Source organism: Nitratireductor luteus (assembly GCF_026162365.1).
Classification (GTDB): Bacteria; Pseudomonadota; Alphaproteobacteria; order Rhizobiales; family Rhizobiaceae; genus Chelativorans; species Chelativorans luteus.
In genome coordinates this window covers 297,961-317,575 of sequence record NZ_JAOANW010000009.1, presented here as the reverse complement: position 1 = coordinate 317,575, position 19,615 = coordinate 297,961, and the positions used below count along the sequence as shown (strand labels likewise).

The window sequence follows — 19,615 nt, the reverse complement described above, 5'->3', positions numbered from 1 at the left end:
GCAGTGCGCCCGCATCCGAGGTGATCGCCCCGCCATCGAAACCGGCGATCACTTTATGCCCGGCGAAGCCTTCAAATTCGAGCTGGTCAGAGATACAGTGTGTGTGCATCGGACTCCGTTCCTGAATCTGATAAGCCTTTGTAGCAAAAGCAGTTTCTCAAATTCTTGGAGCCGATGCACCCCCTACTTTGAGAGATTCGGGTTAGAGCATTTTGCAGTCAGGTGGAATCACCTGACGTCGCACAAATGCGGTAAAAACAAGTAGATAGAGCAGATCAGCGTTTCAGTGAAACGATGAGCTGCTCTAGTGAAATCCCCGGAAAAGTGGAAACCGTTTCCCGTCAGGAACTGCGTAAAATCAAATCGATCTAGCCGAGCACCGTCAAAAGCCGGTCGATCTCGGCAAGCTGCGCCTTGGCCGAATCGTATCCGAGTTTGATGGCCTCGTCGGCGCGGTAGAATTCGGTCAGGCCGATATGGCCGAGCTTGGGCTGCAGCGAGATGTCGGGCGGATCGCCAGCCAGGCGGGCGCGCGATATGCGGTCCTGTATGATGTTGAAGGCCTCGACCATGACGCCCGTGATGCCCAGCCGCACGTCGCGATGGCGCGGCCCCTTGTCGACCACCAGCGGCGTTCTGGAGCCGTCCACGGGATTCTTCTCCTTCTCGGGCAGGTCGGCGGAATGCTTGATCACCGCGGCGCGGCCGAAGAGGTCGTAATGCAGGTTGACGGCGACGACGAGCGGTTGCTCGTAGGCGCGGCAAGCGGAGACGGGAACGGGGTTGACCAAGGCGCCGTCGACGAGGACGCGGCGGTTGCAAACGACCGGCTCGAAAACGCCGGGCAGTGCATAGGAGGCGCGCATCGCGGTAATCAGGGAGCCGCTGGACAGCCATATTTCATGGCCGGTGCGGATTTCGGCCGCCACGCACACGAAGGGTTTCGACAAATCGTCAAAAGTGATGTTGTCGAGATGCTCCTGCATGCGGCTGTCCAGCTTCATGCCTCCGAAAAGGCCACTGCCGCCGAAATTCAGGTCGAGAAGGCCGAAGATGCGCCTGCGGGTCAGGGAGCGGGCAAAATCCTCCAATTCGTCGAGCTTGCCGGCCAGATAGCAGCCGCCGACCAGCGCGCCGATGGAGGTGCCGGCGATCATGTCGATGGGCACACCAGCCTCGTCGAGCGCGCGCAGAACTCCGATATGCGCCCAGCCACGTGCCGCACCACCGCCCAGCGCCAGCGCGATGCCGCTCGATCTTTCAATCCTGGGGGGAGGTAATGGGCTCTCCGGCGGAAGCTTGACCTTCTCCCGGCTTTCCGGCCTAGCGCGTAGCGACGCCCAATCGAGCATCCGTGTCTCCTAATCCAGTCCCCACTATCAAGCAGTATAGTATACGAAGTGTGAACGCAGCAGTGAGTATGCCGGTTGCATGGCGTCTGCTGAAATAAGGTTTGCCGGAAAGCGGCTTCCGCAAATCAGCCTGCCTCTGTCAGGCGGATATCACCGTCATCGCCTTCCACCCGCCTGTAGAAGCACGAGCGGCGGCCGGTGTGGCAGGTCGCGTTGTCGCCCGACACGTGTACCCGCAGATGCACTGCGTCCTGGTCGCAGTCGGTTTCCATCGCCACGACATGTTGAAAATTGCCGGAGGTCTCGCCCTTCTTCCAAAGTGCCTGGCGGGAACGGGACCAGTAATGCGCTATGCCGGATTCCAGCGTCTTCGAAAGGGCCTCGGCGTTCATATGTGCGACCATGAGCAGGCGCCCGTCCGATGCATCGGTGACGACCGCCGTCAGGAGCCCACTATCGTCGAAACGCGGGGTGAAGGCTGTGCCTTCCTCCAGGGTCTTCTTATCGGTGGGGGCGGGGGGGAATTCGTTGGCGCTCATACGGTGCGGCTGTCCCGCACCAGGGAGATGAAGCGGACCTTTTCCGCCGGCTCGGTCTTGAAAGCCCCGGTGAATGTCGAGGTAAGCGTCGTCGAGCCCTGCTTGCGGATGCCGCGCATGGCCATGCACATGTGCTCCGCCTCGACCATCACGGCCACGCCGCGCGGCTTCAGCACATCCTGGATCACGTTGGCGATCTGCGCCGTCATGGCTTCCTGGGTCTGCAGACGGCGGGCGAAGATATCCACCACGCGGGCGATCTTGGAGAGACCGACAACCTTGCCGTCCGGCAGATAGCCGACATGGACCTTGCCGATGATCGGCACCATGTGGTGTTCGCAGTGCGAATGGAAGGAGATGTCCTTGACGAGTACGAGGTCGTCATAGCCCGCCACCTCCTCGAAGGTGCGGCCGAGTTCTGCAACCGGGTCCTGATCGTAGCCGGAAAACATCTCGCGAAACGCCTTGGCCACGCGGGCGGGGGTTTCGATCAGCCCTTCGCGCTCGATATCGTCTCCGGTCCAGCGCAGCAATGTGCGTATCGCTGCTTCCGCCTCTTCCCGGCTCGGGCGCTCGACCGCCGGTTTCTGCACGGCCACCTTTTGCGCGGTCGCGTCGAGCTTGTCTTCATCGGTGCGGGGCGGAAAGTTCTTGATGATTGCGTCCATGGAAGGCATCTCCCGTAGTCCCTGTCTTTGCAGCGACGAGTTAAACGGATCACTGCCTTTTGCGGGTTTTCAAGAACTGCGGACAGTCCGTCCCGAAAGCGGCATGCGGTATCCAGCGGACAATACATAGCACGTTCTTGCCCTTAACCGGATACCATCATTATATAAACGACATATGGCGAAATGAAAGATGCGCGCGCGACATGGCTTGCCAAGAAAGCGCCGCAGCCGGGAAATTCATGATTGATGAAGTCTACAACGCGAAAATTCTCGGCTTTGCGGGCAATATAGGCCGGCTTGGCCGGCTGGAGAGCCCGGACGCGACGGCGACCGCCCATTCCAAGTTGTGCGGCTCCACCGTGACGGTGGACCTGAAGATGGAAGACGGCGTGGTGACGGATTTCGCCCATGAGGTGCGTGCCTGTGCGCTGGGGCAGGCGTCTTCGGCAATCATGGCGGAGAATGTCGTGGGTGCCCCCGCCGCCGAGCTCAAGTCGGTGCGCGAGACCATGCGAAGGATGCTCAAGGAAAACGGGATCCCGCCGGAGGGGCGCTTCGGCGATCTGAAATACCTGGAGCCGGTGCGCGACTACAAGGCGCGTCACGCCTCGACCATGCTGACCTTCGATGCGGTCGTCGACTGCATCGAGCAAATCGAGAAGAGCAAGGCCGGGCAGGCGGCTTGAAACCCTTGCCGGTGCAGATATGACCAGGCCCTATTCGCGGAATTGGGAAGGTACATGGCCGAAGACGCCCGGCAGGCTGGCCGGCACCGGCCTGGTTCGGCTCTATCAGCTCACCCTTTCCGGCTTCATCGGCAACAGCTGCCGGCATATGCCCACATGTTCCGAATTCGCCTATGAGGCGATCGCGCGCCATGGGCTGTGGGCCGGGAGCTGGATGGGGCTTTTCCGCGTGATGCGCTGCGGGCCAGGCGGCACTCACGGGCTCGACCCGGTGCCGGAGAAGCTCGATGCACGCTACCTCTGGTACACGCCATGGCGCTACTGGCGGATTTCGGCAAAACCACGATCCTGACCCTACCGTGCGTGCGTCCAATCGGAGACACAAGCGACGCTGTACGCCATTGAATCTGCGCGTAGTGCTTTCCGAAAGATCGATTCGGATTTTCGGGCCGATGCGGAAGCCCGCTCTCTAAAGTCGATCTTTCACTTGTCTGGCAGGCAACGCCTTGCCAGTTTGCGAATCGCAAAAATTGCAACTCAGGAGAGGGAGGCCGGCATGGCTCACAAGTTCGAAATCTACCGTGACAAGAAGGGCGAATACCGGGTGCGCTTTAAGTACAACAGCGAGGTGATGTTCGCGACGGAGGGATACTCGTCCAAGGCCAGCGCCCAGAACGCGATCGATTCCATCAAGGAGAATGGCCCGGACGCGCCGATCGAAGACAACAGCTGACACCGGCACGGGGCGCCGAAACCTAACAACCGTAGAATTCCGACTACGGTCGGCGCGGTAAGCCATGGGCGCGGACGGTGAGGAGGAACAGCCAAGCGTCCGGTGGACGTTTGGCCCCTCCGGACGCCCGGCGCCCGAGCGACGGAAAAGAAGAAGGGCAATCGGGTTCACTCGATCGCCGCGGGTCTTTACGTGCGCCATCGCGACGAATATGTAGCGCGTGCCGGCGCGCAGCCGCACCTTGCTGTGGCCGGCAAAGACGAAACCACCCGCGCTCGTTGGCGGGACTGGATAAGGAGAATGACCGTGGCGGAAGCCGTTTCCCTGATATTTCCCGATGGCAACAAGCGCGATGTCGATGCCGGCATGAGCGGCGCGGAGCTTGCCTCCTCCATTTCGAAGTCGCTCGCCAAGAAGGCGGTGGCCTATACGCTCGACGGTGAGTTGCGCGATCTTTCCGATCCCTTCGGCAAGTCCGGCGCCATCGAGATCGTCACGCGGGACGACCCGCGCGCGCTGGAGCTGATCCGTCACGACTGTGCGCATGTTCTGGCCGAAGCCGTACAGGAATTGTGGCCGGACACCCAGGTCACCATCGGACCGGTGATCGAGAACGGCTTCTACTACGACTTCGCGCGCGACGAACCCTTCACGCCCGAGGATTTCCCGGTCATTGAGAAGAAGATGGCGGAGATCATCGCGCGCAACCGGCCCTTCACCAAGGAAGTGTGGCCACGCGAGAAGGCGAGAAAGGTTTTTGCCGACAAGGGCGAGAGCTATAAGGTCCAGCTCATCGACGCCATTCCGGAAGATCAGGACCTCAAGATCTATTCCCAGGGCGACTGGTTCGACCTGTGCCGGGGGCCGCATATGACGGCCACCGGGCAGATCGGCAGGGCGTTCAAGCTGATGAAGGTCGCCGGCGCCTATTGGCGCGGCGATTCCAACAATCCGATGCTGACCCGCATCTACGGCACCGCCTGGGCCAATCAGGAGCAGCTTGACGCCTATCTGCACATGCTGGAGGAAGCCGAGAAGCGCGACCATCGCCGGCTGGGCCGCGAGATGGACCTGTTCCACTTCCAGGAGGAAGGACCAGGCGTCGTGTTCTGGCACTCCAAGGGCTGGCGGCTTTTCCAGAATCTTGTCAGCTATATGCGGCGGCGTCTTGAAGGTGAATATGAAGAGGTGAATGCACCGCAGGTGCTCGATTCCTCGCTCTGGCAGACGTCCGGCCACTGGGGCTGGTACAAGGAGAACATGTTCTCCGTGCAATGCGCCGACGAGGAAGCCGAGGACAAACGCGTCTTTGCCCTGAAGCCGATGAACTGTCCCGGGCATGTGCAGATATTCAAGCACGGGCTGAAATCCTATCGCGACCTGCCGATCCGGCTGGCCGAGTTCGGCAATGTGCATCGCTATGAGCCCTCGGGTGCGCTGCACGGGCTGATGCGCGTGCGCGGCTTCACGCAGGACGACGCGCACATCTTCTGCACGGAAGACCAGCTTGCGGCGGAGTGCCTGAAGATCAACGATCTGATCCTGTCGACCTACGCCGATTTCGGCTTCGAGGAGATCACGGTGTTCTTCTCCACCCGGCCGGAAAAGCGCGTCGGTTCCGATGCGCTGTGGGATCATGCCGAAGAGATCATGGCGGGCGTTCTGGAGCAGATCCAGCGCTCGGACAGCCGCATCAAGACGGCGATCAACCCCGGCGACGGTGCTTTCTACGGCCCGAAATTCGATTATGTGCTGCGCGATGCCATCGGCCGCGAGTGGCAGTGCGGCACCACGCAGATCGATTTCAACCTGCCGGAACGCTTCGGCGCCTTCTACATCGACAAGGATTCGGAGAAGAAGCAGCCGGTGATGGTCCACCGCGCCATCTGCGGATCGATGGAGCGCTTCCTGGGCATTCTGATCGAGAACTTCGCCGGGCACTTCCCGCTGTGGTTCGCTCCGGTGCAGGTGGTGGTGGCCACCATCACCTCGGAGGCCGACGACTACGCCGCCGCCGTGGTTGGCAAGTTGAAGCGAGCGGGCTTGCTCGTCGAGACCGATCTGCGCAACGAGAAGATCAACTACAAGGTCCGCGAGCACAGTCATGCCAAGGTTCCGGTGATCCTGGTCTGCGGCAAGCGCGAGGCCGAGGAAGGCACGGTGAATATCCGCAGGCTGGGGTCGCGCGATCAGACCTCCATGTCGCTGGTAGACGCCGTTTCCAGCCTCTCCAGGGAGGCGATGCCGCCCGATCTCGCACGCCTTTGAACAGAGCGAGGGAAGCGATGAAGGTAAAGAGGATCGTTGCCAATATTGCGGTGGCGGATGTGGCCGCCGCCAGGCGCTTCTACGGCGAGATGCTCGGCCTGCGCGTGAAGATGGATCACGGCTGGATCGTGACCTACGGCAATGACGAGGCGATGTCGGTGCAGGTCAGCGTCGCCTCCGAGGGAGGCTCGGGAACCGCGGTTCCCGACCTTTCGATCGAAGTCGACGATCTGGAAGAGGCGCTCAGGCGCATGCAAGAGGCCGGCATCGCCATCGCTTACGGGCCGGCCGAGGAACCCTGGGGTGTACGGCGCTTCTACGTCCGCGACCCGTTCGGGCGGCTGGTCAATATTCTCGTCCACCTATAGCGCACACCGGGCCCTACTCGACGAAGTCCTGCGGCGCCTCGACGAGGTCGTCGGGAAGGAGCTCCACATCGCGATTGCGGCCGGGGGCGACGATGAAGTCGCGCTGGTAGATGCGGTCGCGGTTCTTGGCGACGACGGTGTACTGGCCTTCCGCCAGCACCATGGAGGCGTAGGCGCCAACCGTTTCTCGGACAATCTCGCCGGTTTCGGTGAAGATCGACCAGGCTGTGTCGGCGATGGCTTCGCCACCGGGCTCGCGCACCAGCTTCATGGTGAGCTGGGCGGCGCGGTGCTCGACAGTGGCTTCGGTCAGTTCGCCGGCTTCCACGCGGATGTCGGAGCGGATGACGGCGTTGACCGAGCCATAGGTCGAGACGACATGATAGGTTCCGGCATTGAGCCGCACCACGGAACCTGCCCGCACATCCGGCACGATGAGCGGCCGTTCGCCGGTTGCGTCGGGATGTTCCTCGTAGATCGAGAACCGCAGACGGTTCTGCGGAATACGAATGCCGCCGGACAGAATCGCGTCCAGCTTCAACCCACCCGCATCCAGGACAAGGTTTTCCTGTTTGGTGTCGCGGCTGACGGTGATTCGCTTCGTCGCGCCAGCCCGACCGTAGGCAGCATGAACCAGATAGCTGCCGGGTGCCAGCGAGAAGACGCTAGTGCCGCCCTCCGAGGTGGCGATGAGGGGCAACGTGCCGTCAGGACCGGGCTCCGGTGCGAATACGCGCCAAATCAAGCCGAGGGGAATATCCTCCGAATCCTCCGTAAGCCTGGCTGAAAGCATCACCTGTCCGGCATCGCCGAGTGCCAGGGAACGGCTTTGCTGCGGCGCCGCGTATTCGTTCAACCCGGGAACGCTGATGTCCAGCGGTTCGCTCTCGCCCTGTTGGGCGTTGACGGATGGGATGCACAACGCCACAAACAGCGGCGACAGGATAGCGGCAATTGGAAGAAGCTTCACCTTCATGGCTTGCTTTGAAGCCTAGAGCGGTGGCAATTTCAAGGCCAATATCCATGGCCCCAAGAATAAGAACCAGCCAGCCTGCAGGCCAGCCGTTCCCCCCACAGGAGTTTGTTTTGAACCAGGATGTGATCGACTTTCTGCTTGCCCGCCGTTCCGCGCCCATTCCCGAGATGGAAGGGCCGGAGCCCACCCGCGAAGAAATCGAGACGATGCTGCGGGCGGCGACGCGGGTGCCTGACCATGGCATGCTGGCGCCGTGGCGCTTCATCCTCTACCGCGGCGATGTGCGACGGAAAATCGGCGAAAGGCTGGCCGCACTTGCCGAAGAGCGCGAGGGACCGCTATCCGAGGCACGCCGCGAGCAGGAACTGACGCGCTTTTCGCGCGCGCCATTGGTGATCGGCGTGGTGTCGGTGCCCAGGGAAAGTCCCAAGATCCCGCAATGGGAGATGTTCCTGTCCGGCGGCATGGTGGCAATGAACCTCATTCTTGCCGCCGGCGCGCTGGGTTTCGGCTCGAACCTGATCACCAACTGGTACTCGGATAGCGAAGAGGGGCGGCGCATTCTGGGGTTTGGACCCGACGAGCGGGTCGTCGGTTTCCTGCATCTGGGAAGGCACAAGGGCGGCACACCCGACCGGCCGCGGCCGGATGTTTCGGCGCTCGTCAGCGACTATGCCGGGCCCTATGACGCGGCGGGGCAGGAGTAGAATATGTTCTACGATCCGCGCCAGGGACACGGGCTGCCGCACGATCCGTTCAAGGCCATTGTCGCGCCGCGGCCGATCGGGTGGATTTCGACACGCCGCGAGGACGGCGCGGTCAATCTGGCGCCCTATTCCTTCTTCAACGCGATTTCGAGCAATCCACATCTGGTGCTGTTTTCCTCGGAAGGCGCGAAGGACAGCGCGACCATCGCCAGGGAAAGCGGCGAGTTCTGCGCCAATCTCGTCGGGCGGGCGCTGGCGGCCAAGATGAACGAAACCGCCATCGACGCGCCGCGCGGCGTAAACGAATTCGATCTGGCCGAGCTGACCGAGGCGCCGTGCGAGCATGTGTCGTGTCCGCGCGTGGCGGAGGCGGCGGCGGTGCTGGAATGCAAGGTGGTGCAGGTGCTGGAGCCCAGCGATCTTGAAGGAAACCCGGCCGGCGTCATCGTCGTGATGGGGCAGGTGGTGGGCGTGCACATAGACGACGCGATGCTGAAGGACGGGCTGTTCGATATCACCCGCGCGCAGACGCTGTCGCGGCTCGGCTATATGGATTATGCGGCGGTGACGGAGACCTTCTCCATGCGTCGGCCCCGCTGGGGCGATACCAGGGGCAGGGAAACCGGGTGAAAGAAAAGTCCCCTGCTTTGAAGTGACTTCGGCCGTGCTCTCCATCTTGCGCAGCGAAAATGGCGAGGCCGCTGGCGCACCGCGGATGTGCCTTTTCACTCGATACAGGGCGGCGGAGCCGCCGGCCACCTGCGCCTATGCTCAAAAAGGGGTGGGGCGCTCATGTGCCGTAAGCCAGGGGGCGGATGGTGAGGCGGCATAGCGAAACGTCCAGTGGACGTTTCGCCCGCCGAATGCCCGGCGTCTGAGGGACAGAAAAACCAGCGCGTCAAATGATGCCGGCGAGCCGCGCGCGGGCCAGGATGCGCTCGGCCCGGCGGACATGAGGCCGGTCGATCATCTGGCCGTCAATGGCGATCACTCCCGTTTCGCCGGAGCCGGCAAAGGCCTCCACGATCCGCTGTGACTGGGCGACGGCCTCCGGTGCGGGGGTGAAGGTCTCGTTGATGATCGGAACCTGAGCCGGATGGATCGCCATGCGGCCGGTGAAGCCGTCGCGTTCGGCCGCCAGACAGTCGGCGCGGAAAGCCCCCTCGCTGCGGAAATCGGGAAAGACAGTGTCGATCGCGGCAACGCCCGCGGCGTTGGCGGCCAAGAGTGTCAGGGACCGGGCCAGCCGGAAGACCTCTGTATAACGGCCGTCGGGGCCACGCGTGAGCCGCGCGCCGATATCGGCGGAAAGGTCCTCGGCGCCCCAGGTGAGGCCGGAAAGGCGAGACGTTGCGCCGCGATAGGTGGCGGCCGCAAGGACCGCCCGCGCCGTCTCGGTGATGATGGGCAGGATCGCCGTTGCGCCGTCGTCGATGCCGTTTTCGGCCTCGTTCACCCGCAGCTTCACCGCGAGGCGCGCGACATCCTCGCCGCTTTCGGACTTCGGCAGCATGATGCCCGCAGGTTTTCCAGGCATTATGGCGGCAAGATCGGCCTCGGCCAGTCCCGTGTCGAGCGCATTGACGCGTACATAAAGGGCTGGGCCCGTAGCCGAGGATTGCGCGTCGAGGAAATCGCGGGTCAGCCGCCGGGCCTCCTCCTTGCGCGAGGGGGCGACGGAATCTTCCAGATCCAGAATGAGGGTGTCGGCGCCGGAGGTGAGCGCCTTTTCCATCTTCTTTTTAGAGTCGCCGGGGACGAATAATAGTGAGCGCATGAGGGCCTCAGACAGTCTTTCAGACGGGGCGTTTCAGGATCATCGCCTGGCGCAGGCAGCGCGCCACCAGCACGCCGTCCTGATTGAAGGCACGGTGCTCCATCTCCACGATACCGCGGTCGGGCTTCGACTTCGATGCGCGCACGCTCTTCACCTCCGTTTCCACGCGGATCGTGTCACCGTGGAAGACAGGGTGGGGGAACTGGGTTTCGGTCATGCCGAGATTGCCGATCGTCGTGCCCAGCGTCGTGTCGTGAACGGATATGCCGATCATCAGGCCCAGCGTGAAGAGCGAATTGACCAGCGGCTTGCCCCATTCGGACTTGGCGGCGAAATCGAAGTCGATGTGCAGCGGCTGCGGATTCAAGGTCATGACCGAAAACAGCATATTGTCGCTTTCGGTGACCGATTTGGTGAGCTGATGGCGGATGACCGTTCCGGGCTCGAACTCCTCAAGATGCAGACCTGCCATCCATTCCTCCTCGTTAAGCCTGGAGGAATTGATAGGCGGGCGCGGGGCCGCCCGCAAGCCGCGGATGGACGGGTATTATGGTAAACGTTTCGTATAGGAATTGTTGCTAGCCTTCTGAAACAGGCGGGGGTCAGTGCACAGTGATCGTAGTTCAACACTTCCTGAAGTGGATCGAGACGGCAAAAGTAGCGGAACGGGCAGCGGCGGCATCGGCGCTTGCGCGCGCCTATATCCAGAAGGACATGTCCTTCGACGACAGGCTTGCCACCGAAGCCGCGCTGACGCTTCTCCTGGACGATGCGTCGGCGAAGGTCCGGGCGGCGCTTTCCGAAACGCTTTCCCTCAGCCACCGCGCTCCGCCGCAGATCGTTGCGGCACTGGCGTCCGACCAGCCCGATGTCGCAGCCCCGATCATCGCGCGCTCGCCGCTGATGAGCGACAGCGACCTGGTCGACCGCGTCGCGATGGGCAACTGTGCCATACAATGCCTCGTCGCATCACGCCCGCAGGTCTCGTTCAGCGTTGCGGCGGCTATCGCCGAGGTGGGCTCGCTCACCGCCTGCATTCGTCTGGCCGGCAATCCTGGCGCCCGGATCGCGGCTCTGTCCTTCCGGCGCATGCTGGAACGGCATGGACGGGAGGCCGGGCTGCGCGCTTCGCTCGTGCGCGATCCGCGGCTGCCGGCGGACTGCCGGCACATGCTTTTGACGCAGGTCGGCGAAGCCCTGTCGTCCGCGCCCCTCGTGCGCGCGCTGATGGGCGGCGAGCGCGCCGAAAAGATCGCGCGGGATGCCTGCATCAAGGCCTCCATTTCGCTGATCGAGAGTATCGGACAGGACGAACTGCCGGCGCTGGTGGAGCACTTGCGGTTGCGCGGCGACCTTACCCCCGGCTTCCTCGTCCGCGTCGTGGCGCAGGGCAAGATCGATTTCTTCGCCGCCGCGCTTGGCGTCCTGTCGGGGCAGGGCGAAGAGCGTGTCACGACGCTTCTGGCGGGTGGTCGTAACGGTGCGCTTGGCGCGCTGTTCGCCAAGGCCGGGCTGAAGCGCAATTACCATCCACCGATGATCGAGGCTCTGCGCGTGTGGCGCGAAGTGGCCAATGGCAAGCGCATCGCCGGTGCGCAGGAAGTCTCCTGGCTGATGCTGAAAGTCCTCGGCGCCACGGACGGCGGAACAGGACCCAGCGAACAGGACGCGCCGCTGGCTGCACTGCTCAAGAAAATCCACCTCGACGCGCTGCGCCAAAACGCACGGCAGCAGGCGTTGGCGCTGGCGGCTGCTTAGGTTTTACAACTACAATCTATTGGCGCGGGCGCGACTGCTTCCCGCCACCTCAGATATCCAGTTCATCCACGAATTCAGCCCGTTCCTGAATGAACTTGAAGCGGGCTTCCGGTTTGGTGCCCATCAGCGCGTCGACGGCGGAGCGGGTGTCGTCCTCGCTCTCGATGACATCGACACGCAGAAGCAGGCGCTTGGCCGGGTCCATGGTCGTTTCCTTGAGCTGCTTGGGCAGCATTTCGCCGAGGCCCTTGAAGCGGCCGATATCGACCTTGCCGCGTCCGGTGAACTCCGTCGCCAGCAATTCATCCTTGTGGGCATCGTCCCGCGCATACATGGTCTTGCCGCCCTGGGTGAGGCGGTAGAGCGGCGGCACGGCAAGGTACAAATGCCCGCCGGCGATGAGCTGCGGCATCTCCTGATAGAAGAAGGTGATGAGCAGCGAGGCGATATGCGCGCCGTCAACATCGGCGTCGGTCATGATGATGATGCGGTCGTAGCGCAGATCGTCCTCGCGGTATTTGGACCGCGTGCCGCAGCCCAGCGCCTGAACGAGATCGGAAATCTGCTGGTTGGCGGCGAGCTTGCCAGTGCCGGCGCTGGCCACGTTGAGGATCTTGCCGCGCAGCGGCAGCACGGCCTGGCTGGCGCGGTTGCGCGCCTGTTTGGCGGAGCCGCCGGCCGAATCGCCCTCGACGATGAATATCTCGGCGCCGGCGGCAGCGCCCATGGTGCAGTCGGCCAGCTTGCCGGGCAGGCGCAGCTTGCGCACCGCGCTCTTGCGGGTCACCTCGCGCTCCTGCCGGCGGCGCAGGCGCTCGTCGGCGCGCGCCACGACCCATTCGAGCAGTTTCGAGGCTTCCTGCGGATTGTCGGCCAACCAGTGGTCGAAGGGGTCGCGGATGGCGTTCTCGACGATGCGCATGGCGGCGGCGGTGGCCAGCTTGTCCTTGGTCTGGCCCACGAATTCGGGCTCGCGCACGAACACGGACAGCATGCCGGCGGCGGAGATCATCACGTCCTCGGAGGTGATGATGGAGGCCCGCTTGTTGCTGGTGAGGTCGGCATAGGCGCGCAAACCCTTGAGCAGCGCGTTGCGGAAACCCTGCTCATGGGTGCCGCCTTCGGGCGTGGGCACCGTGTTGCAATAGGAGTTGAGCATGGCGTCGCCGCCATACCAGGTGACGGCCCATTCCACCGCGCCGTGGCCGCCGCGCTTTTCGCTGCGTCCGGCGAACACTTCCTTGGTGACCTGGAACTCCCCGTCGAGCGATGCAGCCAGGAAGTCCTTCAGTCCGCCGGGGAAATGGAAGACGGCCTTTTCCGGCGTCTGGTCCTTTTCTCCGATCAGGGCCGGGTCGCAGGACCAGCGGATCTCCACGCCGCCGAAGAGATAGGCCTTGGAGCGGGCCATGCGGCAGAGACGGGCCGGATCGAACCTGGCGCCCTTGCCGAAAATCTGCTCGTCGGGCTTGAAACGCACCTTCGTGCCCCGGCGGTTATGGACGTCGCCGAGGCTTTCCAACCGGCCCTGGGGCAGGCCGCGCGAGAAGACCTGCCGGTAGAGCTGCTTGTTGCGGGCAACCTCGACCTCGAGCATTTCGGAAAGCGCGTTGACCACCGAAACGCCGACGCCGTGCAGCCCGCCCGACGTCTCATAGACCTTGGAGTCGAACTTTCCGCCCGAGTGCAGCGTGGTCATGATGACTTCGAGGGCGGATTTGTCCTTGAATTTGGGATGCGGGTCGACGGGAATGCCGCGGCCGTTGTCGTTGACGGTGAGGAAGCCGTCCGCGCCAAGCTCGACCTCGATGAAGGAGGCATGGCCGGCCACCGCTTCGTCCATCGCGTTGTCGATGACCTCGGCGAAGAGGTGGTGCAGCGCCTTGTCGTCGGTGCCGCCGATATACATGCCCGGCCGGCGGCGCACCGGCTCCAGCCCTTCGAGAACCTCGATATCGGCCGCGCTGTAGCCTTCGCCGCTGTCCTTCGGCAGTGCGGAAGGCTTCGGCGCCGGGCGGACCGGCGCGCCGCGCTGCGCGGGCTCGGTGGCTGCTGCGGGCTCGGGCTGGCGCGCGCGCTCAGGGTTCGTTGTCAGGCCGGCAAAGAGGTCGTTGTTGTCGTCCATGTCGCTTTCTGGTTCCATCGCCGCGAATCACCAGTGCACTTTGCCATGGTTTCCAAGGCAAAGCGAAGGCTGTTCCGGTTGTGTTCAGCGTCCGTGCAAAACCGCGATCGTGGCGGATTCAAGCTGCGTCGGCGGGAATGTCGAATTCCACGCGGATCGCGTCATAGGGGAAGACGCCGCCGCCTTCAACGCGAAGGAGCGGCCAGCCAATCGAAAAGTGGCTTCAGCCGGCAGAAGGCGTCGAAACAGCCGTCGGCGAACCCGCTCTCGCAGGCTTCGCGCGGGCTGGCGAAGTCCACCCAGCCCGACAGGGATTTCCGGCGCAGCAGGTCGGCGCGGGGATGGTCGGCGGGGTAGGGCTGCGGCACCCGTTTCAATTCGGGGTCGGCGAGCCGGATCTCGCCCGAAAAGCTTTCCACAAGCTTCGCAAGCCTTGCCCCGTCCTCTCCAGCCAGACGGGCGCGAAAGGCGTCGAGATCGCTCTTTGCGAACTCGAACACGCCCGTTCCGGCCGTGAGCCGGCCAGGTTCCAGGCCGAAATACCATCCAGGCCGCAGCGTGCCGTCCATTTCGGGCATGAAGGAGATGTGCAGGTGCGCATTATAGGGTGTCTTGTCGCGGGAAAAACGAATGTCCCTGTGTATGCGGAAGATTTTAGGCCGGTGCGGCAGGCCGGTCAGATCCTCCAAGCGCGCCGTCATCGCGCGGCAGAAATCCTCGGCGGGCACCTTCAGGGCGCTTTCATAGACGGGCTTGTTTTGTGCGAACCAGTCGCGGTCGTTGTTGGCGCTCAGATCTGTCAGGAAATCCAGCGTTTGCGTTGGGAATTGCGAGAACTCGTCCGCTTTCATGATGCCGCCCATCTCGCTTCATTTCGGCGGCAGACCGCCGACGAAACCGAGCGCCAGCGAAATCCACTCTTTCATCGCCGCGTCGTCGCAAGCCTCCGCCTCGACGAAGACGAAGCCGTTCATGCGCCGCCCGCCCATGTCCATTGGCTGCGCGCCGGGGCGGGCGAGGGCGTCGGCCTGGTTGTCCTTGCCGACACGGAACATGAACCGGCCTTCGCCCGTCTTCGGGCGGTCTGCCCCGCACAGCATGTTGCCGTCGAGCAGAAAGCAGACGCCGCCCATCATGCGCTTTTCCGAGATTCCCGCCAGACCCTCGAGCGCGTCGCGCATGCGTGCGGCAAGCAATTCGTCATGGGCCATGGGGCAGGCTCCTCCCTTGGTACAACATCTCACGGTTGACCGGGATTTGCATAGAGCGCGGTGCCGTGGCGCCGCAGGTTCCTGCCATTTCTCCTGACGCGCGGGATGTCAGCTCGCCAGCGCCTCCATCGGCGGGCAGGCGCAGACGAGGTTGCGGTCGCCGGCGACATTGTCGACGCGGGAGACGGGCGGCCAGTATTTCGACGCGGCTTCCATGGAACCGGAGGGAAAGGCGGCCTCGGCGCGGGTATAGGGATGCGCCCATTCGTCGGCCATCAGTTCGCTCGCCGTATGCGGCGCGTTGATCAGGGGGTTGTCCTCCTTCGGCCAATCGCCTTTCTCCACTCTCGCCGCTTCCTCGGCGATGGAGATCATGGCTTTGCAGAATCGGTCGAGCTCGCTTTTCGGCTCCGATTCGGTCGGCTCCACCATCAGCGTTCCGGCCACCGGCCAGGACATGGTGGGGGCGTGGAAGCCGTAGTCGATGAGCCGCTTGGCGATATCCTCCACGGAGATGCCCGCGCGGTCCTTCCACACCCTGGTATCGAGGATGCATTCATGCGCCACGCGGTCGTTGCGGCCCTTGTAGAGCACGGGATAGTGCTCCTTGAGCCGGTGGGCAATGTAATTGGCGTTGAGGATGGCCGTTTCCGTCGCCCGCTTGAGGCCGTCCGCGCCCATCATGCGGATATACATCCATGTGATGGGCAGGATCGAGGCGCTGCCGAAGGGGGCGGCGGCCACCGCATGGTCCGTTCCCAGTTCCACATGGCCCGGCAGGAAGGGGACGAGATGGGTCTTGACGCCGATCGGGCCGACGCCCGGCCCGCCGCCGCCATGGGGGATGCAGAACGTCTTGTGCAGGTTCATGTGGCAGACATCGGCGCCCAGATCGCCGGGGCGGGAAAGGCCGACCATGGCGTTAAGGTTGGCGCCGTCGAAATAGACCTGGCCGCCATGCTCGTGGATCAGCGCGCACATGTCGCGCACGCCCTCCTCGAACACGCCGTGGGTCGACGGGTAGGTGAGCATCAGCGCCGCAAGGCTATCGGCGTGCTCTGCGGCCTTGGCCTTGAGATCCTCGGCATCGATATCGCCATTGTCCGTGCAGCGGACGACGACGACGCGCATGCCGGCCATGGAGGCCGAAGCCGGGTTGGTGCCATGGGCGGAAGAGGGGATGAGGCAGACGTCGCGCCCGGCCTCTTCACGGCTTTCATGATAGCGGCGGATGGCCAGCAGGCCCGCATATTCGCCCTGGCTGCCGGCGTTGGGCTGCAGCGAGGTGCGGTCGAAGCCGGTGATCTCCGATAGCCAGCGGTCGAGATCGCCGATCATGCGGGCATAGCCCCGGGTGTGGCGTTCGGGCGTGAAGGGGTGCAGGCTGCCGACATCGTTCCAGCTCACCGGCATCATCTCGGCCGCCGCATTGAGCTTCATGGTGCAGGAGCCGAGCGGGATCATCGCGCGGTCGAGCGCCAGGTCCTTGTCGGCCAGCCGGCGCAGGAAGCGCATCATTTCGGTTTCCGAGCGATGGGCGTGGAAATCGGGCTGGGTGAGGAAACCGGCGCCGCGTGGGGCCGCCGGGGCAAGCGGCTTGGCCTTCGCCGGAGCGGATGCGCCGAACAGGGCGGCGAGCGCTTCAAGGTCGGCCTCCGCCGAGGTCTCGTCGAAGGTGACGCCGAGGCGGTCCTCGTCGATGACGCGCAGCAGGCGCCCGCCTTTCTCGGCCGCGGCGGCGATCTCCTTCGCCTTGCCGGGCACGCTGACGGTGACCGTGTCGAAGATCGTATCGCCGGCAAGCGTCAGCCCCGCCGCCTTCAGGCCCGCATGGAAGCGCGCGGCAAGATCGTGGATGCGCCCGGCAATGGCCTTCAGCCCTTCCGGCCCGTGCCAGACGGCATAGGCCGCCGCCATGTTGGCGAGCAGCGCCTGCGCGGTGCAGATGTTGGAGGTGGCCTTGTCGCGGCGGATATGCTGTTCGCGCGTCTGCAGCGCCAGGCGGTAGCCGGGGCGGCCATGGGCGTCGGTCGACTGGCCGACGAGGCGGCCGGGCATCAGCCGGGTCAGCTTGTCGGCAACCGCGCAATAGGCCGCGTGCGGGCCGCCGAAGCCCATCGGCACGCCGAAGCGCTGCATGGAGCCGACGGCGATGTCCGCGCCGAGGTCGGCCGGCGTCTTCGACAGGACGAGGCCCAGCGGGTCGGCCACGAAGATGACGATCGCGCCGCTGTCGCGCGCCTTTGCGATGATCGCATCGTGGTTTCCATGGACGCCGTAGGCATCGGCCCAGGGAACGATCAGCGCGAAGGTCTGCTCGTCGATCTCATCGCCGTCGATGTCGATGCCCAGCGGCGTCGCGCGCGTGCGCACGACATCAAGGCTCTGCGGGTGCAGTGGGCCGGCGATCGCCAGTTTGGCGCGCTTGCCGCGATGGTGGCGCCAGGCGATGCCGACCGCTTCCGCCACCGCCGAGCCCTCGTCCAGCAGCGAGGCGGAGGCCACCGGCAGGCCGGTCAGCTCCGTCACCAGCGTCTGGAAATGGAACAGCATCTCCAGCCGGCCCTGGCTGATCTCCGACTGATAGGGCGTGTAGGCCGTGTACCAGGCGGGATTTTCGAACAGGTTGCGCTGGATCACCGGTGGCACATGAACGCCATGGTAGCCCGCCCCGATGAAGCTCTTGAGCCCATGGTTCTGGTGCATGACGGCGGAAAGCTCGTCGAGCGCCTCCGCCTCGCCGGCGGCGAGCGGCAGATCCAGCGGGCGGTCGAGACGGATGGATTTCGGCACGGCCTGCGTAATCAGCGTTTCCAGCGAGGGAACGCCGAGCGCTGCCAGCATGGTTTTGGTTTCGTCCCCGCGCGGGCCGATGTGGCGGGCGGCGAAAGAGGCGGTCTTATCGGGCATCGGGTGTTCCTGGTATTGCTGTTTTGCGCCGCTGGGCATGGCTACGCGATGGTTTCCTTGTAGGCCTTCTCGTCCAGCAGTCCTTCGAGCTGGCTTTCGTCGGCCAGCTTCATCTTCCACAGCCAGCCGTCGCCCTGGGGCGCGGAATTGACCAGGGAAGGATCGGATTCGAGTTCCGAATTGACCTCGGTCACCTCTCCCTCCACCGGGGCATAGACGTCGGATGCTGCCTTGACGGATTCCACCACGACGGCGGTGTCGCCCTTGGCGAGCGATTTTCCTGCTTCCGGAAGCTCGACAAAGACGAGGTCGCCCAGTTGCTCCTGCGCATAGTCGGTGATGCCGACCGTCGCCACGCCGCCCTCGACGCGAAGCCATTCATGGTCCTGGGTGAAATAGGTTTTGCTCATCGCATTATCCTTTGCGGTAATTGTGCGGCGTGAAGGGAAGGGGATGGACATCCATGGCGATGCGGCTGCCGCGCACTTCGGCGTAAAGGCGCGTACCGGCTTCGGCATGGGCTTTTTCCACATAGCCCATGGCCACCGGGTGCTCCACCGAGGGGCCGAAGCCGCCGGAGGTCACGCGGCCGATGGCGCGGCCATCCCCGTCGACGATCGTGGCGCCGGAGCGCACGGGCTGGCGGCCCTCGGGCTTCAGGCCGACGCGCTTTTCCTTTATGCCGTCGGCGCGAATGCGGGCCAGCGCCTCCGCGCCGATGAAGCCGCCATCCTCGCGGACGTTCTTCGGGATGGCCCAGAGCAGGGCGGCGCTGGCCGGGTCGGTCTCCTCGCTCAGGTCCTGGCCGTGCAGGCACAGACCCGCCTCCAGCCGCAGGCTGTCCCGGGCGGCGAGCCCGATCCATTTCGCGCGCTCATCGGCCAGTATCTCCTCGACAAGGCGCGGGGCCGCGTCGGGCGGCAGGGCGATCTCGAAGCCGTCTTCGCCGGTATAGCCTGAACGGGCGGCGAACCAGCCCTCGCGCGGCTCCACCGCCGTCATGAAGGTGAGGTCGCTGAGGTCGAGCCCGGCATTGACCAGCACGTCCTCGGCGGCCGGCCCCTGGAGCGCCAGGAGCGCGCGGTCGAGCGCCTCAAGCCTCACGTCGAAGCCCTCGGCCACCTTGCGCAAATGCGCCTCGTCCCTGGCGGCGTTGCCGGCATTGGCCACGATCACGAAGCGGGAAGGGCCGAGCCTCGTGACGATGAGGTCGTCGATGATGCCGGCATTCTCGTCGAGAAGCAGGGTGTATTTCGACTTGCCTTCGCCCAGCGCCGCCGCGTCCAGCGGGCAGACGCGGGAAAGGAACGCGGCCGCGCCGTCGCCTTCGACGGCGAAGAGCTGCATGTGCGAAATGTCGAAGAGGCCGGCCTGCTGCCTCGTATGAAGATGTTCCTTCATGACGCCGGCGGGATAGGTCAGCGGCATGCGCCAGCCGGCGAACGCGCCGAAGCGTGCGCCCGCTTCCTCGTGCATGGCCTCAAGCGGCAGGTGTTTCAGTGTCTTGTCGTCGCCCATGTTTTCCCCAAAGTTGCAC

At 64.1% G+C, this 19,615-nt stretch carries 20 protein-coding genes; 8 read left to right on the top strand and 12 right to left on the bottom strand.

Annotation, left to right across the window (positions count from 1 at the left end):
* Positions 1–368 precede the first annotated feature (368 nt).
* From N1058_RS15545 to folE, 3 genes are all read right to left on the bottom strand, one after another.
* Positions 369–1,352 carry a patatin family protein gene (locus N1058_RS15545; RefSeq protein WP_265518502.1) on the bottom strand — a complete coding sequence of 328 codons (984 nt, stop codon included), beginning with the start codon at positions 1,350–1,352 and terminating at the stop codon, positions 369–371.
* 125 nt (positions 1,353–1,477) lie between these two features.
* Positions 1,478–1,891, bottom strand: a complete 414-nt coding sequence (hisI, locus tag N1058_RS15540) for a phosphoribosyl-AMP cyclohydrolase (protein ID WP_265518501.1) — start codon at positions 1,889–1,891, stop codon at positions 1,478–1,480.
* On the bottom strand, positions 1,888–2,559 hold the full coding sequence (folE, locus tag N1058_RS15535) for a GTP cyclohydrolase I FolE (protein WP_265518500.1): 672 nt from the start codon (positions 2,557–2,559) through the stop codon (positions 1,888–1,890). Before folE ends, hisI begins: the two co-directional genes overlap by 4 nt.
* A gap of 239 nt (positions 2,560–2,798) precedes the next feature.
* Between folE and N1058_RS15530 the strand changes: the two genes are divergently transcribed.
* The 5 genes from N1058_RS15530 (at position 2,799) to N1058_RS15510 (ending at position 6,614) form a co-directional block, all read left to right on the top strand.
* Positions 2,799–3,245: an iron-sulfur cluster assembly scaffold protein gene (locus tag N1058_RS15530; protein WP_265518499.1), complete on the top strand. Its 447-nt coding sequence runs from the start codon at positions 2,799–2,801 to the stop codon at positions 3,243–3,245.
* A 19-nt stretch (positions 3,246–3,264) separates the two neighbouring features.
* Positions 3,265–3,597 (top strand): membrane protein insertion efficiency factor YidD, encoded by a 333-nt coding sequence (gene yidD, locus N1058_RS15525; protein WP_265518498.1) that lies wholly within the window; start codon positions 3,265–3,267, stop codon positions 3,595–3,597.
* A 204-nt stretch (positions 3,598–3,801) separates the two neighbouring features.
* Positions 3,802–3,978, top strand: coding sequence for a YegP family protein (locus N1058_RS15520; RefSeq protein WP_265518497.1), 177 nt, complete (start codon positions 3,802–3,804; stop codon positions 3,976–3,978).
* Positions 3,979–4,284: 306 nt separating this feature from the next.
* Positions 4,285–6,246, top strand: a complete 1,962-nt coding sequence (thrS, locus tag N1058_RS15515) for a threonine--tRNA ligase (RefSeq protein ID WP_265518518.1) — start codon at positions 4,285–4,287, stop codon at positions 6,244–6,246.
* Positions 6,247–6,263: 17 nt separating this feature from the next.
* Positions 6,264–6,614: a VOC family protein gene (locus tag N1058_RS15510; protein ID WP_265518496.1), complete on the top strand. Its 351-nt coding sequence runs from the start codon at positions 6,264–6,266 to the stop codon at positions 6,612–6,614.
* A gap of 13 nt (positions 6,615–6,627) precedes the next feature.
* Here the strand turns inward: N1058_RS15510 and N1058_RS15505 are convergent, their stop codons facing one another.
* Positions 6,628–7,590 carry a hypothetical protein gene (locus N1058_RS15505; RefSeq protein ID WP_265518495.1) on the bottom strand — a complete coding sequence of 321 codons (963 nt, stop codon included), beginning with the start codon at positions 7,588–7,590 and terminating at the stop codon, positions 6,628–6,630.
* 167 nt (positions 7,591–7,757) lie between these two features.
* Here N1058_RS15505 and N1058_RS15500 point away from each other — a divergent pair, with 167 nt between their 5' ends.
* Positions 7,758–8,297: a nitroreductase family protein gene (locus tag N1058_RS15500; RefSeq protein ID WP_420848001.1), complete on the top strand. Its 540-nt coding sequence runs from the start codon at positions 7,758–7,760 to the stop codon at positions 8,295–8,297.
* Positions 8,298–8,300: 3 nt separating this feature from the next.
* Positions 8,301–8,927, top strand: a complete 627-nt coding sequence (locus N1058_RS15495; RefSeq protein ID WP_265518493.1) for a flavin reductase family protein — start codon at positions 8,301–8,303, stop codon at positions 8,925–8,927.
* Positions 8,928–9,195: 268 nt separating this feature from the next.
* On the opposite strand, the gene N1058_RS15490 is transcribed toward N1058_RS15495, so the two are convergent.
* Both N1058_RS15490 and N1058_RS15485 read right to left on the bottom strand, forming a co-directional pair.
* Entirely contained in the window at positions 9,196–10,074 is an 879-nt protein-coding gene (locus tag N1058_RS15490; RefSeq protein ID WP_265518492.1) for an HpcH/HpaI aldolase/citrate lyase family protein, read from the bottom strand.
* A 19-nt stretch (positions 10,075–10,093) separates the two neighbouring features.
* Complete coding sequence (locus tag N1058_RS15485) at positions 10,094–10,546, bottom strand: MaoC family dehydratase (protein WP_265518491.1); 453 nt, start codon at positions 10,544–10,546, stop codon at positions 10,094–10,096.
* A 140-nt stretch (positions 10,547–10,686) separates the two neighbouring features.
* Here N1058_RS15485 and N1058_RS15480 point away from each other — a divergent pair, with 140 nt between their 5' ends.
* Positions 10,687–11,832 (top strand): DUF2336 domain-containing protein, encoded by a 1,146-nt coding sequence (locus N1058_RS15480; RefSeq protein ID WP_265518490.1) that lies wholly within the window; start codon positions 10,687–10,689, stop codon positions 11,830–11,832.
* Positions 11,833–11,881: 49 nt separating this feature from the next.
* Here the strand turns inward: N1058_RS15480 and parE are convergent, their stop codons facing one another.
* From parE to gcvT, 6 genes are all read right to left on the bottom strand, one after another.
* Positions 11,882–13,957 carry a DNA topoisomerase IV subunit B gene (parE, locus tag N1058_RS15475; protein WP_265518517.1) on the bottom strand — a complete coding sequence of 692 codons (2,076 nt, stop codon included), beginning with the start codon at positions 13,955–13,957 and terminating at the stop codon, positions 11,882–11,884.
* Between the two features lie 185 nt (positions 13,958–14,142).
* The gene (locus tag N1058_RS15470) at positions 14,143–14,808 is read right to left on the bottom strand and encodes a DUF2461 domain-containing protein (protein WP_265518489.1); all 666 of its coding nucleotides are present in this window, start codon (positions 14,806–14,808) and stop codon (positions 14,143–14,145) included.
* Between the two features lie 18 nt (positions 14,809–14,826).
* The gene (locus tag N1058_RS15465; protein WP_265518488.1) at positions 14,827–15,168 is read right to left on the bottom strand and encodes a TfoX/Sxy family protein; all 342 of its coding nucleotides are present in this window, start codon (positions 15,166–15,168) and stop codon (positions 14,827–14,829) included.
* Positions 15,169–15,276: 108 nt separating this feature from the next.
* Complete coding sequence (gene gcvP / locus N1058_RS15460; RefSeq protein WP_265518487.1) at positions 15,277–18,078, bottom strand: aminomethyl-transferring glycine dehydrogenase; 2,802 nt, start codon at positions 18,076–18,078, stop codon at positions 15,277–15,279.
* A 41-nt stretch (positions 18,079–18,119) separates the two neighbouring features.
* Positions 18,120–18,488 (bottom strand): glycine cleavage system protein GcvH, encoded by a 369-nt coding sequence (gene gcvH / locus N1058_RS15455; protein ID WP_265518486.1) that lies wholly within the window; start codon positions 18,486–18,488, stop codon positions 18,120–18,122.
* 4 nt (positions 18,489–18,492) lie between these two features.
* On the bottom strand, positions 18,493–19,596 hold the full coding sequence (gcvT, locus tag N1058_RS15450) for a glycine cleavage system aminomethyltransferase GcvT (RefSeq protein ID WP_265518485.1): 1,104 nt from the start codon (positions 19,594–19,596) through the stop codon (positions 18,493–18,495).
* Between the last annotated feature and the right edge of the window lie 19 nt (positions 19,597–19,615).

Bases quoted from the DNA above. Each gene is read 5' to 3' on its own strand.
- N1058_RS15510 (WP_265518496.1), top strand. From the start codon at position 6,264: ATGAAGGTAAAGAGGATCGTTGCCAATATTGCGGTGGCGGATGTGGCC.
- N1058_RS15500 (WP_420848001.1), top strand. From the start codon at position 7,758: ATGGAAGGGCCGGAGCCCACCCGCGAAGAAATCGAGACGATGCTGCGG.
- N1058_RS15505 (WP_265518495.1), bottom strand. From the start codon at position 7,590: ATGAAGGTGAAGCTTCTTCCAATTGCCGCTATCCTGTCGCCGCTGTTT.
- N1058_RS15545 (WP_265518502.1), bottom strand. From the start codon at position 1,352: ATGCTCGATTGGGCGTCGCTACGCGCTAGGCCGGAAAGCCGGGAGAAG.
- folE (WP_265518500.1), bottom strand. From the start codon at position 2,559: ATGGACGCAATCATCAAGAACTTTCCGCCCCGCACCGATGAAGACAAG.
- yidD (WP_265518498.1), top strand. From the start codon at position 3,265: ATGACCAGGCCCTATTCGCGGAATTGGGAAGGTACATGGCCGAAGACG.
- parE (WP_265518517.1), bottom strand. From the start codon at position 13,957: ATGGACGACAACAACGACCTCTTTGCCGGCCTGACAACGAACCCTGAG.
- N1058_RS15495 (WP_265518493.1), top strand. From the start codon at position 8,301: ATGTTCTACGATCCGCGCCAGGGACACGGGCTGCCGCACGATCCGTTC.
- N1058_RS15470 (WP_265518489.1), bottom strand. From the start codon at position 14,808: ATGAAAGCGGACGAGTTCTCGCAATTCCCAACGCAAACGCTGGATTTC.
- gcvH (WP_265518486.1), bottom strand. From the start codon at position 18,488: ATGAGCAAAACCTATTTCACCCAGGACCATGAATGGCTTCGCGTCGAG.
- hisI (WP_265518501.1), bottom strand. From the start codon at position 1,891: ATGAGCGCCAACGAATTCCCCCCCGCCCCCACCGATAAGAAGACCCTG.
- N1058_RS15520 (WP_265518497.1), top strand. From the start codon at position 3,802: ATGGCTCACAAGTTCGAAATCTACCGTGACAAGAAGGGCGAATACCGG.
- N1058_RS15465 (WP_265518488.1), bottom strand. From the start codon at position 15,168: ATGGCCCATGACGAATTGCTTGCCGCACGCATGCGCGACGCGCTCGAG.
- gcvP (WP_265518487.1), bottom strand. From the start codon at position 18,078: ATGCCCGATAAGACCGCCTCTTTCGCCGCCCGCCACATCGGCCCGCGC.
- N1058_RS15530 (WP_265518499.1), top strand. From the start codon at position 2,799: ATGATTGATGAAGTCTACAACGCGAAAATTCTCGGCTTTGCGGGCAAT.
- N1058_RS15485 (WP_265518491.1), bottom strand. From the start codon at position 10,546: ATGGCAGGTCTGCATCTTGAGGAGTTCGAGCCCGGAACGGTCATCCGC.
- gcvT (WP_265518485.1), bottom strand. From the start codon at position 19,596: ATGGGCGACGACAAGACACTGAAACACCTGCCGCTTGAGGCCATGCAC.
- N1058_RS15490 (WP_265518492.1), bottom strand. From the start codon at position 10,074: ATGCGCTCACTATTATTCGTCCCCGGCGACTCTAAAAAGAAGATGGAA.